14 protein-coding genes, 4 tRNA genes and 1 riboswitch are annotated in these 15,731 nt (G+C 57.4%); of the genes, 4 read left to right on the plus strand and 14 right to left on the minus strand.

Annotated features, from left to right (window positions below):
- The first annotated feature begins 17 nt into the window (after positions 1–17).
- The 3 genes from RGV06_RS08335 to RGV06_RS08345 all read left to right on the plus strand — a co-directional run bounded on the left by RGV06_RS08335 (position 18) and on the right by RGV06_RS08345 (position 1,047).
- Positions 18–248, plus strand: a complete 231-nt coding sequence (locus RGV06_RS08335; RefSeq protein ID WP_019823393.1) for a hypothetical protein — start codon at positions 18–20, stop codon at positions 246–248.
- 29 nt (positions 249–277) lie between these two features.
- Positions 278–454: a PA3371 family protein gene (locus RGV06_RS08340; RefSeq protein ID WP_019823395.1), complete on the plus strand. Its 177-nt coding sequence runs from the start codon at positions 278–280 to the stop codon at positions 452–454.
- 272 nt (positions 455–726) lie between these two features.
- On the plus strand, positions 727–1,047 hold the full coding sequence (locus RGV06_RS08345; protein ID WP_019823397.1) for an Arc family DNA-binding protein: 321 nt from the start codon (positions 727–729) through the stop codon (positions 1,045–1,047).
- A 117-nt stretch (positions 1,048–1,164) separates the two neighbouring features.
- On the opposite strand, the gene mgtE is transcribed toward RGV06_RS08345, so the two are convergent.
- The 9 genes from mgtE to ltaE form a co-directional block, all read right to left on the minus strand.
- Positions 1,165–2,607 (minus strand): magnesium transporter, encoded by a 1,443-nt coding sequence (gene mgtE / locus RGV06_RS08350; RefSeq protein WP_016782141.1) that lies wholly within the window; start codon positions 2,605–2,607, stop codon positions 1,165–1,167.
- A 502-nt stretch (positions 2,608–3,109) separates the two neighbouring features.
- Positions 3,110–3,186, minus strand: a tRNA-Arg gene (locus RGV06_RS08355).
- Positions 3,187–3,256: 70 nt separating this feature from the next.
- Positions 3,257–3,333, minus strand: a tRNA-Arg gene (locus tag RGV06_RS08360).
- 70 nt (positions 3,334–3,403) lie between these two features.
- Positions 3,404–3,480: transfer RNA gene (locus RGV06_RS08365), tRNA-Arg, on the minus strand.
- A 107-nt stretch (positions 3,481–3,587) separates the two neighbouring features.
- Positions 3,588–3,678: transfer RNA gene (locus RGV06_RS08370), tRNA-Ser, on the minus strand.
- Between the two features lie 61 nt (positions 3,679–3,739).
- Positions 3,740–3,928: a carbon storage regulator CsrA gene (gene csrA, locus RGV06_RS08375; RefSeq protein ID WP_003175645.1), complete on the minus strand. Its 189-nt coding sequence runs from the start codon at positions 3,926–3,928 to the stop codon at positions 3,740–3,742.
- A 186-nt stretch (positions 3,929–4,114) separates the two neighbouring features.
- Complete coding sequence (locus RGV06_RS08380) at positions 4,115–5,350, minus strand: aspartate kinase (RefSeq protein WP_019823401.1); 1,236 nt, start codon at positions 5,348–5,350, stop codon at positions 4,115–4,117.
- An 83-nt stretch (positions 5,351–5,433) separates the two neighbouring features.
- Positions 5,434–8,052, minus strand: coding sequence for an alanine--tRNA ligase (alaS, locus tag RGV06_RS08385; RefSeq protein WP_019823403.1), 2,619 nt, complete (start codon positions 8,050–8,052; stop codon positions 5,434–5,436).
- Between the two features lie 146 nt (positions 8,053–8,198).
- Complete coding sequence (gene ltaE / locus RGV06_RS08390; RefSeq protein ID WP_019823404.1) at positions 8,199–9,203, minus strand: low-specificity L-threonine aldolase; 1,005 nt, start codon at positions 9,201–9,203, stop codon at positions 8,199–8,201.
- A gap of 215 nt (positions 9,204–9,418) precedes the next feature.
- A riboswitch (FMN riboswitch) is annotated at positions 9,419–9,588 on the plus strand.
- A 131-nt stretch (positions 9,589–9,719) separates the two neighbouring features.
- Between ltaE and RGV06_RS08395 the strand changes: the two genes are divergently transcribed.
- Entirely contained in the window at positions 9,720–10,232 is a 513-nt protein-coding gene (locus RGV06_RS08395) for a 6,7-dimethyl-8-ribityllumazine synthase (RefSeq protein ID WP_019823406.1), read from the plus strand.
- A 127-nt stretch (positions 10,233–10,359) separates the two neighbouring features.
- On the opposite strand, the gene astE is transcribed toward RGV06_RS08395, so the two are convergent.
- The 5 genes from astE to astA form a co-directional block, all read right to left on the minus strand.
- Positions 10,360–11,370 (minus strand): succinylglutamate desuccinylase, encoded by a 1,011-nt coding sequence (gene astE / locus RGV06_RS08400; protein ID WP_019823408.1) that lies wholly within the window; start codon positions 11,368–11,370, stop codon positions 10,360–10,362.
- Between the two features lie 13 nt (positions 11,371–11,383).
- Positions 11,384–11,674, minus strand: coding sequence for a hypothetical protein (locus RGV06_RS08405; RefSeq protein ID WP_019823410.1), 291 nt, complete (start codon positions 11,672–11,674; stop codon positions 11,384–11,386).
- 67 nt (positions 11,675–11,741) lie between these two features.
- Positions 11,742–13,088 (minus strand): N-succinylarginine dihydrolase, encoded by a 1,347-nt coding sequence (gene astB, locus RGV06_RS08410; RefSeq protein WP_322149807.1) that lies wholly within the window; start codon positions 13,086–13,088, stop codon positions 11,742–11,744.
- A gap of 117 nt (positions 13,089–13,205) precedes the next feature.
- Entirely contained in the window at positions 13,206–14,675 is a 1,470-nt protein-coding gene (gene astD, locus RGV06_RS08415) for a succinylglutamate-semialdehyde dehydrogenase (RefSeq protein ID WP_322151856.1), read from the minus strand.
- Positions 14,672–15,709, minus strand: coding sequence for an arginine N-succinyltransferase (astA, locus tag RGV06_RS08420; protein WP_019823415.1), 1,038 nt, complete (start codon positions 15,707–15,709; stop codon positions 14,672–14,674). Before astA ends, astD begins: the two co-directional genes overlap by 4 nt.
- Positions 15,710–15,731 lie beyond the last annotated feature (22 nt).

Here is a 15,731-nt window from a genome sequence, read left to right on the forward strand (position 1 = left end):
TCTCAGAGATGACCGCCATGAACAGCACCCTTTTACTGTTAAACGCCCTGGCGCTGGCTGTGTTAGTGATTTTTCACTTTCAACCCGAGCCCGCTGCCGCAGAGCAACATGTCCAAATTTACAACAAGCCCCTCGCGCCGCAGCCACAAGTGGCAGTCATGAATAGCGTCAGCAGCGTGACACCTCACCTGACCACCGAACACCCTGCCGCCAATCTGGCATCTGAGGGTGAGCGCTGGGTCTTTTGAAGAGCACCTTGAGAGGTTGGTAGGAAATCATGTCCAAAATTGCTTTGAGTTTGTTAATGCTGGCGTTGTCGAGCCTCGCACTCGATGTATTTGCCCGTGACGAATTCGGAAATCTGCCATTAATTGCTGCCGGAGTGTTTTTCAGCTGCTGGCTGGTGGCGCTGATCATCGGCCGCAGGTTCAAATTTGACCCGCAATTGCGTTGAGACCGCTCAACGTCGGGGGCGGAGCATTTGGGGTAAGTGGTGGATGTCGATGCTATTAATGCGGATGCCTATTTTTTAGCAATCACTACTGGCATAACGCCTTTATCCGGTTCAATATTTGTCACAGAATTGACGCCAGGGAAGTGGCAGATTTGAGGCATGATGCGCGCCTCCTAGCAATTCAGGTTGAACTTTGGCTATAAGGACGGTCTTAATCACATCCTGCGGCCAATTCCCGAGAACCGCTCCCCTGAACTAACCGGTTAACTAAAATGCGCCCATTGAAACAGGCAATTTACTCCAGCCGTACGGCTGACAAGTTCGTCGTACGCCTGCCAGACGGAATGCGCGAGCGCATCGCCGAGGTGGCTCGCAATCATCACCGCAGCATGAACTCAGAAATCATTGCTCGCCTTGAGCAAAGCCTCATTCAAGAAGGCGTACTGGGTGACGAACTCAGCATGCGCCTGGACAGCCCTGAGCTCTCCCTCCACGAGCGCGAGCTGCTGCAACGCTTCCGCCAACTGTCCCATCGCCAACAAAACGCCCTGGTTTCACTGATTGCTCACGACGCTGAGGCAGCTTCGGAGTAATCCTGATTTAATTCAGGCGACAAAAAAGCCAGCGTTTAGCTGGCTTTTTTATGGGCGCGATTTGCGCCAGGTACAAAACGACCTGGCGTGACAGTTGTCAGACCAGGCCGCCAGCCCTCAGAGCAGGAAGATGGTTGCCAGTCCCAGGAAGATGAAGAACCCGCCGCTGTCCGTCATGGCGGTGATCATCACACTCGCACCCATGGCCGGATCACGCCCCAGCCGGGCAAGGGTCATGGGGATCAATACCCCCATCAGCGCTGCCAACAGCAGGTTGAGCGTCATGGCCGCGGTCATCACCACACCCAGTGACCAGCTGCCGTACAGCAGATACGCCACAACACCGATCACCCCACCCCACACCAGGCCATTGATCAAGCCCACGGCCAGCTCCTTGCGCATCAGACGCGAGGTGCTACCGGTATTGACCTGATCGAGCGCCATCGCCCGTACGATCATGGTGATGGTCTGGTTGCCGGAGTTACCACCAATACCGGCCACGATGGGCATCAGTGCTGCCAGTGCCACCAGTTTTTCAATCGAACCTTCGAACAGGCCGATCACCCGCGACGCAATAAACGCGGTGACCAGGTTGACTGCCAGCCAGGCCCAACGGTTACGCAGGGATTTCCAGACGGAGGCGAAGATGTCTTCTTCTTCACGCAGACCGGCCATGTTGAGAACTTCGTTCTCGCTCTCTTCACGGATCAGATCGACCATTTCATCGATGGTCAGACGACCGATCAGCTTGCCGTTTTTGTCGACCACAGGGGCCGAAATCAAGTCGTAACGCTCAAACGCCTGTGCGGCATCGTAAGCATCCTCATCCGGATGAAAACTCACCGGATCGTTGGCCATGACCTCGGACACTTGCTTCTCGGGGTCATTGACCAACAAGCGCTTGATCGGCAACACGCCTTTAAGCGCACCGTCGTAATCGACCACGAACAGCTTGTCGGTATGGCCCGGCAGTTCTTTGAGGCGACGCAGGTAACGCAAGACGACTTCAAGACTGACATCCTCGCGGATCGTCACCATCTCGAAGTCCATCAGTGCGCCAACTTGATCCTCGTTGTAGGACAGCGCGGAGCGGACGCGCTCACGCTGCTGACCATCAAGGGTCTCCATCAACTCATGGACGACGTCTCGCGGCAGCTCGGGGGCAAGGTCAGCAAGTTCGTCGGCGTCCATCTCCTTGGCGGCTGCCAGGAGCTCGTGATCGTCCATGTCGGCGATCAGGGTTTCACGTACCGAATCGGATACTTCAAGCAGGATGTCGCCGTCGCGATCGGCCTTGACCAACTGCCAGACCGTCAGACGGTCATCCAGCGGCAATGCTTCGAGGATGTAGGCAACGTCTGCGGAGTGCAGGTCTTCCAGCTTGCGCTGGAGCTCAACCAGATTCTGCCGATGAACCAGGTTTTCAACCCGGTCATGGTGATGGCCTTCCTGACGATGAGTCAGGTCTTCGACCACACGCTGGCGATTAAGCAGCTCAATAACTTGAGCGAGGCGGCTTTGCAGGCTTTCTTGTGTTTTCTTTACTTCAACTTCGGTCATAGGCGAACTCCACTCCCAGCAGCAGGGCACGCCGGAAGGATCAATCAGTCAATTCATGATTGGAAAAACGGGATGCTGAGTTACTACTGGGTAAGTCCATGGAGGTATTCCACAAGCCCCGGCGGGGCTGACGGGCGCAATCATACACGGCTTAAAAATTATTGACGCAAAAATCTCGGAGATAACAAATGCTTGCGGGTAACACCTGCTTTGACAGTGCGACGCAAGATGATTCACGCAGGGCACAACCCATGTGTGAAATTTCAGGTTGCAGGCGCTGCTGGGGAACGAGGGCTGCGAGCGGCTGCACCACGATCGCGAATCAGACGACTCGGTTCTGGACATCTGGGATTTAGACATGCCGCGCACGCATTCGTTGCCTTCGTTCTTCGGCAGCATCTACGCAGCAATCAGGATAAACAGGAAAGAAGTCTGCAGGATGACAGAATGCCCAAATCCCAGATAGCAAAAAGCCCGCATACAATGCGGGCTTTTTGGTGTTTGGTGCACTCGACAGGATTCGAACCTGTGACCGCTCGGTTCGTAGCCGAGTACTCTATCCAGCTGAGCTACGAGTGCAAGTTGTGTTTGATAGACCAGACCACCCTGGTTGAAGCCAAGTTAGCTGCCGAAGCAACTGACTCTTAAATGGTGCACTCGACAGGATTCGAACCTGTGACCGCTCGGTTCGTAGCCGAGTACTCTATCCAGCTGAGCTACGAGTGCAAGTTGTGCTTGTTAGACCAGACCACCCTGGTTGAAGCCAAGTTAGCTGCCGAAGCAACTGACTCTTAAATGGTGCACTCGACAGGATTCGAACCTGTGACCGCTCGGTTCGTAGCCGAGTACTCTATCCAGCTGAGCTACGAGTGCATTTGAAGCTGCGCATTATAGACCGTTAAATCTCTCTGACAAGCTTTTTTTTCAGTATTTTCAACAACTTACCGAAACTGTCCAGATCCAACGTGCTACATGAATAATGGCGGAGAAGGGGGGATTCGAACCCCCGACACCCTTTTGAGATGTACTCCCTTAGCAGGGGAGCGCCTTCGGCCACTCGGCCACCTCTCCGCAACACGGGGCGTATAATAACCAGCCTTTTCCCCGCTTGCAACTAAAAACTTAAATAAAATTAAAGACTTGGTTCTTCATCCTTTTCTTTCTTGATCCGCAGGTAGATCTCCTCACGGTGCACCGCCACTTCCTTGGGAGCGTTCACACCGATGCGTACTTGGTTTCCTTTGACGCCGAGCACGGTCACAGTAATTTCGCCATCGCCTATGATCAGGCTTTCCGCACAACGGCGAGTCAGAATCAGCATACTTTTCTCCTCACACTTTTCATTTCAGTGGCCACAGTCTGCAAAAAAAAAGGGCTTCGGACTACTAGCTAAACAGCTATAGCCCGCAGCTCCTTAGTATTGACCAACATGACGAAACTGGAGGTCTTCGTTCATGCCCGCCAAAAAACAAAGGGCGCGGATTAACCGCGCCCTCCGGACAACGCCTTACTCGCCCTGTCGGGCTGGCGCATCGAGGTCAAAAGCGGTGTGCAGGGAACGCACAGCCAGCTCCAGGTACTTCTCTTCGATCACCACCGACACTTTGATTTCGGAGGTCGAGATCATCAGGATATTGATGTTCTCTTTAGCCAATGACTCAAACATGCGACTGGCAACGCCTGCGTGAGAGCGCATGCCCACACCGACGATCGAAACCTTGGCAATGTTGGTGTCGCCGACCACTTCACGGGCACCGATCTCACGAGCCGTGTTTTCCAGCACGCTTTGGGCAGCACTGTAGTCATTGCGGTGCACGGTGAAGGTGAAGTCGGTGGTGTTATCGTGCGCAACGTTCTGCACGATCATGTCGACTTCAATATTGGTCGCACTGATCGGGCCCAAAATCTTGAACGCCACGCCCGGGGTGTCTGGCACGCCACGGATGGTCAGCTTGGCTTCATCGCGATTGAACGCAATACCAGAAATGATCGGCTGTTCCATGGATTCCTCTTCATCAATAGTAATGAGGGTACCTGGACCCTCCTTGAAGCTGTGCAGAACGCGCAGCGGTACGTTGTACTTGCCTGCGAACTCGACAGCCCGGATCTGCAGCACCTTGGAGCCCAGGCTGGCCATTTCCAGCATTTCTTCGAAGGTGATCTTTTCCAGACGCTGAGCTTTTGCCACAACCCGCGGGTCAGTGGTGTAAACGCCGTCGACATCCGTGTAGATCTGGCACTCATCAGCCTTGAGGGCCGCTGCCAGCGCCACGCCGGTGGTGTCAGAGCCGCCACGACCCAACGTAGTGATGTTGCCGTGCTCATCAACGCCCTGGAAACCTGCAACCACAACCACACGCCCGGCCTTAAGGTCGGCGCGAATCTTCTGGTCGTCAATTTTCAGGATGCGGGCTTTGGTGTGCGAACTGTCCGTCAGGATGCGCACCTGGCTGCCGGTGTAGGACACCGCTGGCACACCACGCTTGTTCAGCGCCATTGCCAGCAGACCAATCGTCACCTGCTCGCCCGTGGACACAATGACATCCAGCTCACGGGGTAACGGCTGATCGCTGATCTGCTTGGCCAGTTCGATCAGGCGGTTGGTTTCGCCGCTCATTGCAGATAGCACGATCACCAGATCATTGCCGGCTTCGCGGAACTTCTTAACTTTATCGGCGACCTGCTCGATTCTCTCGACAGTGCCGACCGAGGTGCCTCCGAATTTCTGTACGATCAAAGCCATTTCAAAGCAGCCTCAGCCCATAAAGGGCGCCCATTTATCATTCAAACGACGTGCTGCCACTAGACGACAGCACGTACTGGACCTCAGATACCTTGCTCGACAAATGGCACAGTCAGGGCCAGCGCGGCGTCCAGGGCTGCAGCATCAACACCGCCGCCTTGCGCCATGTCCGGACGACCACCGCCCTTCCCGCCCACTGCCGCAGCGGCCTGCTTCATCAAATCACCGGCTTTGAGTTGGCCAGTCAGGTCTTTGGTTACGCCTGCAACCAGTACAACCTTGTCTTCATGAACACTGCCGAGCAGGATCACTGCACGGCCGAGCTTGTTCTTCAGCTGATCTACCAGCGCCAGTAGCGCCTTGCCATCTTGACCGTCCAGGCGGGCGGTCAATACGTTCACGCCTTTTACGTCCACAGCCGACGATGACAGATCGTCACCGGCTGCGCTTGCTGCCTTGGCCTGCAATTGCTCAAGTTGTTTTTCCAACTGGCGATTGCGCTCAAGTACCGCAGACAGTTTGTCGACCAGGTTCTCGCGCGAGCCCTTGACCAGGCTTGCGGCTTCCTTGAGCTGTTCTTCGGCTGCGTTCAGGTAAGCCAGTGCGGCTGCACCCGTAACCGCTTCGATACGACGGATACCCGAGGCTACGCCGCCTTCGCTGGTGATTTTCATCAGGCCGATATCACCGGTTCGCTGGGCGTGAATACCGCCACACAGCTCCACAGAGAAATCACCGCCCATGCTCAGTACTCGCACGTTGTCGCCGTACTTCTCACCAAACAGCGCCATAGCGCCTTTTTGCTTGGCGGTTTCGATGTCGGTTTCTTCCGTCTCGACCGGCGTGTTATTGCGAATCTGGGCGTTGACAATATCTTCCAGGGCCTTGATCTGCTCAGGCTTGATCGACTCGAAATGGCTGAAGTCGAAGCGCATGCGCTGGCTGTCTACCAACGAGCCTTTCTGCTGAACGTGCTCGCCCAGTACCTGGCGCAAAGCCGCGTGCAGCAAGTGAGTCGCCGAGTGGTTCAGCGCCGTGGCGTGACGCACATCGGCATCAACCCGGGCTTCAACGGTTTCGCCAACGTTCAGGCCGCCCGCTGCAACCACGCCGTGGTGCAGGAATGCGCCGCCGGTCTTGGTCGTGTCGCGCACGTCGAAACGCGCCGCGCCAGCTTGCAGGAAACCGCAATCGCCGACCTGGCCGCCCGACTCGGCGTAAAACGGGGTCTGATCAAGAATGACAACGCCCTCGTCGCCTTCGCTCAGGCTGGCAACCGACTGACCGTCTTTATACAGAGCAACGACCTTGGCCGAAGCCTGGGTAGCGTTGTAACCGATAAACTCGGTAGGCACATCGACTTTAACCAGCGTGTTGTAGTCCAGGCCAAAAGAACTGGCCGAACGCGCACGAACACGCTGAGCTTCCATCTCGCGCTCAAAACCTGCTTCGTCCACGGTCAGGTTGCGCTCACGGGCGATATCGGCCGTGAGGTCCATCGGGAAGCCATAGGTATCGTAGAGTTTGAACACTACGTCGCCAGGAACCACGGTGCCCTTGAGTTCAGCCAGATCCAGCTCGAGGATTTTCAGGCCCTGCTCCAGGGTCTTGGAGAACTGCTCTTCTTCAGCCTTGAGCACACGCTCGATGTTGGCTTGCTCGCGAACCAGCTCCGGGAAGCTTTCGCCCATCTCGGCAACCAGTGCCGCGACGATCTTGTAGAAGAAGTTGCCCGTAGCGCCCAGCTTGTTGCCGTGACGGCAGGCGCGACGAATGATGCGGCGCAGCACATAGCCGCGACCTTCATTCGATGGCAGTACACCATCGGCGATCAGGAAGCTGCACGAACGGATGTGGTCAGCCACAACCTTGAGCGATGCCTGGCCGTCGTTGGTGCAACCGATCGCGGCGGCCGCTGCCGTCAACAGGCTCTGGAACAGGTCAATGTCGTAGTTGGAGTTAACGTGCTGCATCACCGCACTGATCCGCTCCAGGCCCATGCCGGTGTCTACCGACGGCGCTGGCAACGGATGCAACACGCCATCGGCGGTGCGGTTGAACTGCATGAATACGTTGTTCCAGATTTCGATGTAGCGGTCACCGTCTTCGTCTGGCGAACCTGGCGGGCCACCCCAGATTTCAGGACCGTGATCGTAGAAAATCTCGGTGCACGGACCGCAAGGACCGGTATCGCCCATGGTCCAGAAGTTATCCGACGCGTACGGAGCACCCTTGTTGTCGCCAATCCGGATCATGCGCTCGGCAGGTACGCCGACGTCCTTGGTCCAGATGTCATAGGCTTCGTCATCGCTGGCGTAGACGGTTACCCAGAGCTTGTCTTTAGGCAGATTGAGTACGCCGGTCAGGAAGGTCCAGGCGAAGTTGATCGCGTCTTTCTTGAAATAATCGCCAAAGCTGAAGTTGCCGAGCATTTCAAAAAAGGTGTGGTGACGGGCGGTGTAACCGACGTTTTCCAGGTCGCTGTTCTTGCCGCCGGCGCGCACGCACTTCTGGCTGCTGGTCGCTCGGGTGTAGGCACGTTTTTCTTGACCCAGGAAACAGTCCTTGAACTGGTTCATCCCCGCGTTGGTGAACAGCAGGGTCGGGTCGTTATTAGGGACCAAGGAGCTGGAAGGGACACGGGTGTGACCTTGCTCCTCGAAGAAGCGAAGGAAGGCTTCACGGATTTCTGCGCTTTTCATAGGTTCTTCCACGGAGGCTGCGGCCAGAGGCAAGTAAATCACGTCAATCGACAGTGCGACTCGCAAAGGGCCGCATTATATCGGCCCTTCGCCCCGGGTACAGCGTGTTTATACGATAGCGACAAGCAATTGGACGGATCGCAAGCTTATTGGCGGGAAAACTCGGAAAAAACGGCTACTACCTGTTCGATCTGACTGCGACTGACATCCATGTGCGTCACCATTCTCAAACGCGGCGCGGCGCTGAGCATGATCCCCTCCTCGGCTGCAAAGGCCTTGAGAGCTTGAGCCCGCTCATCGATCTGAACGTACACCATATTGGTCTGCACCGGTTCGACCTCATAACCGGCCGCACGCAAGCCTTCAGCCAGTAACTGGGCGTTGGCATGGTCATCGGCCAGACGCTCGACCTGATGATCCAGCGCATACAAACCGGCTGCCGCCAGTTGACCGGCCTGGCGCATGCCGCCACCGACCATTTTGCGCAAGCGCCGGGCCTTGGCGATCAAGTCAGTGGTGCCGCACAGTACGGAACCCACCGGCGCGCCCAGACCCTTGGACAGGCACACGGATACCGAATCGAAATGCCGAGTGATCTCTCCAGCGTCCACACCCAGCTTGACAGCGGCGTTGTACAGTCGCGCGCCATCAAGGTGCAGCGCCAGGCCATGCTCACGGGTCAGGCGACTGGCCGCTGCCAGATACTCAAGTGCCAGCACCTTGCCCTGCATGGTGTTTTCCAGGGCGAGCAAGCGCGTGCGGGCAAAATGAAAGTCGTCAGGCTTGATTGCGGCCGCAACCTGCCCCAAGTCCAGCGAACCATCCGCCTGAACCTCCAGCGGTTGTGGCTGAATGGAGCCCAATACCGCTGCCCCGCCGCCTTCGTATTTATAGGTGTGGGCCTGCTGGCCCACAATGTATTCATCCCCTCGCCCGCAATGCGCCATCAGAGCCAGCAGGTTGCTCATCGTGCCAGTGGGCACGAACAATGCTTTGGCAAAGCCCAAACGCAAGGCCAGTTCGGACTCCAGCTTGTTCACCGACGGATCTTCGCCATACACATCATCGCCCATCGGCGCATTCGCCATGGCCTCGCGCATGCCATTGCTGGGTTGGGTCACAGTGTCACTACGAAGATCAATAACAGTCATGGGAGCGGCCTCGGCAATAAGTGATCAGCTCTGGATGCTAATCGGGGAATTCCCTTTCGGACAAGAGTACTGCAGGAAGGATTCGTCATATTCAACGGCTTGCCCAGGATCGCACTGATAACGCAGCAAAAAATTTGATAGCTATTAGCAAAAAGCAGCCATGCATTTGCGAAAAAATTATGATACAAAATGTCCGCCGCCAGAAAGGCTGGCGGCAACGTTCTCAGGGCGGGGTGCAACTCCCCACCGGCGGTAATTGCGCGCAATGCGCATAGCCCGCGAGCGCTTGGCAGATCCACCCGTGAGGGTTGAGGATAGCCAAGGTCAGCAGACCCGGTGTGATCCCGGGGCCGACGGTCATAGTCCGGATGAAGAGAGAACGGGATTGGCGCCAAAGGGCCGTCAATCAGGTGGGCAAGTGGCGATGCCGAAAGGCCGTGCGCTGCCCTCCTGAACGTACCCTTTAATCCCATTCGATTCATATGCCCTGTTTTTCACACAAACAGGAATCTGAACATGCAACCCACCGCAATCGACAGCAAAAGCAAAAGCCACCACAACGAGCGCGTAGCGTTTATCCAGGCCTGCTGGCACAAAGATATTGTCGACCAGAGCCGTAAAGGCTTTCTGGCCGAAATGCTGGTACAGGGATATCAGGAAAGCGACATCGACTTCTTTGAAGTCGGCGGCGCCTTTGAAATCCCGTTGCACGCCAAGCTGCTGGCAAAGACCGGCCGTTATGCCGGCATCGTCGGTGCAGCACTGGTAGTGGATGGTGGCATCTATCGTCACGATTTCGTGGCCCAGACCGTGGTCAGCGCCTTGATGCAAGTGCAGCTGGAAACCGAAGTTCCGGTTTTCTCGGTCAGCCTGACACCGCACCACTTCCATGCGGGTGAAGAGCACCAGAAGTTCTTCTTCGACCACTTCGAACACAAAGGCCAAGAGGCCGCGAAAACCTGCGCCGATACCCTGCAAAAAATCCGCACCATCAAGCGCATGGACACCCAGCAAAAACGCGCGGTGTAAAGCCAGCTTTTGTAGGAGCGGGCTTGCTCGCGATTGGAGCGGCGCGGTTTGACTCTCTGACCGCGTCGCCTGCATCGCGAGCAAGCCCGCTCCCACAGCTCTCCTTAACTGACAGGCACTGCCCTGGCTACGCTAACGCCAAAGCGCGAGCCGGCTCAATAATGATCCCGGCGCGCAGGCCATTCTTCACCTTCGGGTTGGGAAAGATAATCCGCGCACCCTCTTCTTCGATAATCCAGCGGGTCTTGCCCGCGTCTTGCGCCAGCAAATAGCCCTTGGGCAACTCACAGAAATTTTCGACATCCGCAGGCAAGTGCAGGATAAAAGTATCGCTGTGCTTGATCACCTCACGCGCCACGCTGAACAGCTGCAAACCTTCAAGCGATTCATCGGCCAACGGCGGCTCGGTGCCTTCGATCATCTGCTGCAGACGCAGCTCAAGACGCTCCACATTGACGCCGTCGTTCTGCCCAAAAGGCCTGGCCTTGCCCAGCTCAAGGGTAAACGCCTCGGCGCCCAACTGGTCGTAGGTGTAAGCACTGAACACAATCGATGGTTTGTTCTGCAACAAGACCGCTTCCATGCCGGCTGCGCGCAAGCGAGCGAGTTCATCGCGAGAGTGAGCACGCCCCTCTTTATAAGGGTAGAGCGCGAACTGCTCGATCTTCGATCCACGAATGGCTGTGTGCAAATCGTAATGAAGGCGGGAGCGCTCAGGGAGGCTGAAAAATGTTTCGGCCAGGTGTTCAAGTTCGCACGCGCGCAGCGCCTCGGGGCCACTGCTGCTTTCGTGGCGACCGTTGAACAGCCGGTTAAGGTCTTCTTCGACAAATCGCGCGCCGGTGCGCATGGCGCCCGGGTTGCCGAACAAGAAAAGAATTCGTGCGCGGGGTTTGATAACGCCCCGGGCAATGTCATGCAACAGGCGATCGAGCAACTCGATCGGCGCCGTTTCATTACCGTGGATGCCGGCTGACAACAACAGATCCATACCGTTGTCACGAGCCTCGGGCGGGCGTACTTCAAGCGCGCCTTCGGTCAGCCAGCGCATCCGCACGCCGTCGACAGTCAGTTGAGTTTTCTCGGCCGGTTCACGTCCGGCCAAGGTCAGTTCAAGCAGTTTGCCGAGAGCGAGCATAGTGCATCCTTAATCAGTGGTTGCAGTCTGGGCCGTGTACGTGGCCATCTTCACCGTCTTCTTCAATGTCTGCCGGTTCCATTTCCAGTTGCAGACTGACAAGGTTAGTCGCCAATGGACGCAGCAGCAGGTTGGCGTATTCAGCATCGCCTTCTTCAACGTCAACGCCGATCAGCAGTTGGCCACGGCCGTCATGCTGGATCCACAATTCCTTGCCCTGCCACATCACGGCAACGCGGGTGCAAGAGGTTTCCAACTGAGTGCCATCAGTGTCTTCAAGGATCAGTTTCAGGGTGTCGGTCATTATTTAGCTCTCATGTGGAGGTGAAGGTGCGTGCCGCAGATGAATATTCGCTCAGGCACGCAGCTGTTCAATTGATCTGGAAGGGGTAAACCGAGCCCAGTTTAAGGATTTGCGTCAGTTCATCCAATGCCGTGCGGCATTCAAGCAACAATTGCGGGTCGGCCAGGTCGCTTTCACGCAAGGCGTCGCGGTAGTGCCTGTTTACCCACTGGGTCAGCGTGTCGTACAACGACGCGGTCATGATAACCCCCGGATTGACCGCCGCCAGCTCAGTTTCATTGAGCGCGACACGTAAGCGCAGGCACGCCGGGCCACCACCGTTCTGCATGCTTTGCTTGAGATCAAACACCTTGACCTCGCGAATCGGCCCGCCCGCAGCGGTCAGCCCTTGCAGGTACTGCCAGACGCGCGGGTTGGAGCGGCACTCTTCAGGTACGATCAACAACATCGAACCATCGGCACGGCTCAGCAACTGGCTGTTGAACAGGTACGAACGCACTGCGTCCTCTACCGCCACCTGATCGCGAGGCACGCTGATCGACTGGAAATTACCGCCACGTGCAGCCAGCTTTCCCTGTAGCTCGGCCAGCATTTGCTCGGTATTGAGGAAAGCGTCCTGGTGGTGGAACAACAGCTCGCCATTGCCCACCGCAATCACGTCGTTATGGAACACGCCCTGGTCAATGACCGACGGGTTTTGCTGAGCGAACACCACACCCTCTTCGCTCAAGCCGTGCAAACGCGCCACCGCTTGTGAAGCTTCGAGGGTCTGGCGGGCCGGATACTTTTGCGGCGCCGGGTAGCGGCTGTCGAACGCGCTGCGACCGAATACAAAAAACTCGACACCCGCCTCGCCATATTCACGGCAAAAACGCGTGTGGTTGGCAGCACCTTCGTCGCCAAACTGAGCCACAGCCGGCAACGCCGCATGGTGCGCAAAGTGTTGCTGGTCGGCGAACATCGCGCCCAGCACGCGACTGGTGGTCGGGTGCTCGATGCTGCGGTGGTATTTACAGTTGAGGTTGGCGGCGGTGAAGTGCACGCGACCATCTGCGGTGTCAGCACTTGGGCTGACAGTCGCGGCGTTGGCCACCCACATGCTCGATGCCGAGCAACTGGCCACCAGCAATGGCATGGCTTCTTTGGCGGCGCGCTCGATGACCTGAGCGTCAGTGCCGGAGAAACCCAGACTGCGCAAACCGGCAACGTCCGGGCGCTCTTGCGGCGCCAGCACGCCCTGGACAAACCCCATGTCCATCAGCGCTTTCATTTTTTCCAGGCCCTGCAGTGCTGCTTCCTTGGGATTGGAAGCCTGCTGGCTATTGCTCTGGGAGGCGACGTTGCCAAACGACAAACCGCCGTAGTTATGGGTCGGCCCCACTAAACCGTCAAAATTGACTTCAAAGGACTTCATCGGTGAGGCTCCGGCAAACGGTTATAAGTCATACATCCCTTGTGGTAGCGAGCCTGCTCGCGAAAGCCTCAAAGGCCGTTCGCGAGCAGGCTCGCTCCCACAGGGATGAGCGAAGCGTTACGACAAGCGCACGCCCGGGGTCAGCGCCGCAGGCAACGACAGGGTCGGCGTTTCCAGGGAAGCCACCGGGTACGCGCAATAATCAGCCGCGTAATAGGCACTGGCGCGATGGTTGCCCGAGGCCCCGACGCCACCAAACGGCGCACTGCTTGCCGCGCCCGTCAGCTGCTTGTTCCAGTTCACGATCCCGGCACGGCTCTCCAGCCAGAACTGCTGATACCGCGCCTCGGAGTCCGACAACAAACCTGCTGCCAGACCAAACGCGGTGTTGTTCGCTTCAGCAATGGCCGCCTCGAAACCGTCGTAACGAATCACCTGCAGCAGCGGCCCGAACAATTCTTCGTCCGAACGATCGTGAACGTCGGTCACGTCGATAATGCCCGGCGTGAGCAAGGCCGCCTTGCTGTCTGGCTGATGCATGTGCAGCAAGGCAACAGCGCCCGAGCCCAACAGGACTTCTTGTGCATCCATCAAGGCGCGCGCTGCGCCCAGAGAAATCACCGAACCCATAAAAGGCGCCGGCTGCTGATCGAAAGCACCCACTTCGATGGTTTGGCTGACCTCAACCAGACGCGCCAGCAGGCTGTCGCCCCACGCGCCTTGTGGCACCAGCAAACGACGGGCGCAGGTGCAGCGCTGCCCGGCGGAGATAAACGCCGATTGAATGATGGTGTAAACCGCCGCATCCAGGTCTGCGACCTGATCGACCACCAGCGGGTTATTACCGCCCATTTCCAGAGCCAGGATCTTGTCCGGGCGCCCGGCAAACTGCTGATGCAGCGCATTGCCAGTGCGGCTCGAACCGGTGAAGAACAAGCCGTCGATACCTGTGTGTGCCGCAAGTGCGATACCGGTTTCACGGCCGCCCTGCAGCAGGTTCAGTACCCCGGCTGGCAACCCGGCTTCGATCCAGCACTTGACCGTCAGCTCAGCGACTTTTGGGGTTAGCTCACTGGGTTTGAACACCACGCTGTTACCGGCCAGCAACGCCGGGACAATGTGCCCGTTGGGCAAATGCCCCGGAAAATTGTACGGGCCAAACACGGCGACCACGCCATGTGGCTTGTGGCGCAAAACGGCCGTGGCATCGCCCAGCGGGCCGCTTTTTTCACCGGTGCGCTCGCGATAGCTTTGTACCGAAATCGCCACCTTGTTAATCATGCTGGTGACTTCGGTGGCCGACTCCCACAGGGGCTTGCCGGTCTCTTCACCGATACAACGGGACAGCTCGTCCGCGTGTTTTTTAAGGCTTGCGGCGAACGCTTCGAGCACGCTCAGGCGATCTTCAAAGGTGCGCTTGGCCCACGCCGGGAAAGCTTGACGTGCAGCCTTGACGGCGGCATCTGCCTGCTCGGCATTGGCGCCATTGCCTGCCCACAGCACATGCTGCGTCACAGGGTTCAACGACTCAAAGGCTTCGCCCTGCCCGTTCTGCCAGGCGCCTGCGATGTACAACGTGCTCATTATTTCGACTCCCGGGAGGCCACTGGCTGGGCGGATAGCGCAACGGCACGCACTTGATCGCCCGCTGTCAGCTGCAAACGCTTGGCGGTCAATGGATCGACCACCAGAGTGCCCGCAGCCAGGCGCGCAGGGGCAGCCGTGATGCGGCAATCTTCGCGTTTACGGTTGTGGATCAGATAAGGCGTGGCATCGTCACCTGGAGTGCCGATCGCCAGTACCAGCGCTTCACTGTCGCGTACCGCGCGGATTTTGCTGGTTTCACATTCAACCGCCGGGCCCGCATCAAAAATATCGACGTAACCCTGATAGCTGAAACCTTCGCTTTTAAGCATGTTCAAGGCAGGTTCGGTGTGGGTATGCACCTTGCCGATCACCCCACGGGCATCTTCAGACAAGAAGCAGGTGTACACCGGGAATTTGGGCATCAACTCGGCAATAAAAGCCTTGTTGCCCACGCCGGTCAGGTAGTCCGCCTGGCTGAACTCCATTTTGAAGAAGTGTCGGCCCAGGCTTTCCCAGAACGGCGAGCGCCCGGCTTCATCGGACATGCCGCGCATTTCAGCAATGATCTTGTTGCCGAACAGCTCCGGGAACTCGGCGATAAACAACATCCGCGCCTTGGCCAGCATGCGGCCATTAAGCCCGGTGCGGTAATCGGCACTGAGGAACAACGAACACAGCTCCGAATTTCCGGTCAGGTCGTTGGCCAGAAACAAGGTCGGGATTTCGCGATAAATACTCAGCTCCTGGGAGGCGCTGACAGTCAGTCCCACCCGGAAGTTGTACCAGGGCTCACGCAGGCCTACGGCGCCGGCAATGGCGGAAATACCCACCACCTTGCCGTCATCATTTTCGAGCACAAACAGGTAATCCGCATCGCCGCGCTCGGCTTCGCCACGGAAGGTTTTTTCAGCCCAGGTCACACGATGAAGCAAGCGCTCTTCGTTGGCCGGCAAGGTGGTGAGGCCGGTTCCGGTGCTGCGTGCCAGCTCAATCAGGGCCGGTAAATCACTGTTGCGTACAGGACGAACGATCATGCTATCTCCTCAGACAGGGCTC

It is taken from the genome of Pseudomonas sp. CCI3.1 (assembly GCF_034313985.1).
Taxonomy (GTDB): Bacteria; Pseudomonadota; Gammaproteobacteria; order Pseudomonadales; family Pseudomonadaceae; genus Aquipseudomonas; species Aquipseudomonas psychrophila.

Bases quoted from the DNA above. Each gene is read 5' to 3' on its own strand.
- RGV06_RS08405 (WP_019823410.1), bottom strand. From the start codon at position 11,674: ATGACCGACACCCTGAAACTGATCCTTGAAGACACTGATGGCACTCAG.
- alaS (WP_019823403.1), bottom strand. From the start codon at position 8,052: ATGAAAAGCGCAGAAATCCGTGAAGCCTTCCTTCGCTTCTTCGAGGAG.
- RGV06_RS08380 (WP_019823401.1), bottom strand. From the start codon at position 5,350: ATGGCTTTGATCGTACAGAAATTCGGAGGCACCTCGGTCGGCACTGTC.
- astB (WP_322149807.1), bottom strand. From the start codon at position 13,088: ATGAAGTCCTTTGAAGTCAATTTTGACGGTTTAGTGGGGCCGACCCAT.
- RGV06_RS08335 (WP_019823393.1), top strand. From the start codon at position 18: ATGAACAGCACCCTTTTACTGTTAAACGCCCTGGCGCTGGCTGTGTTA.
- csrA (WP_003175645.1), bottom strand. From the start codon at position 3,928: ATGCTGATTCTGACTCGCCGTTGTGCGGAAAGCCTGATCATAGGCGAT.
- astE (WP_019823408.1), bottom strand. From the start codon at position 11,370: ATGCTCGCTCTCGGCAAACTGCTTGAACTGACCTTGGCCGGACGTGAA.
- astA (WP_019823415.1), bottom strand. From the start codon at position 15,709: ATGATCGTTCGTCCTGTACGCAACAGTGATTTACCGGCCCTGATTGAG.
- ltaE (WP_019823404.1), bottom strand. From the start codon at position 9,203: ATGACTGTTATTGATCTTCGTAGTGACACTGTGACCCAACCCAGCAAT.
- RGV06_RS08345 (WP_019823397.1), top strand. From the start codon at position 727: ATGCGCCCATTGAAACAGGCAATTTACTCCAGCCGTACGGCTGACAAG.
- RGV06_RS08395 (WP_019823406.1), top strand. From the start codon at position 9,720: ATGCAACCCACCGCAATCGACAGCAAAAGCAAAAGCCACCACAACGAG.
- RGV06_RS08340 (WP_019823395.1), top strand. From the start codon at position 278: ATGTCCAAAATTGCTTTGAGTTTGTTAATGCTGGCGTTGTCGAGCCTC.
- mgtE (WP_016782141.1), bottom strand. From the start codon at position 2,607: ATGACCGAAGTTGAAGTAAAGAAAACACAAGAAAGCCTGCAAAGCCGC.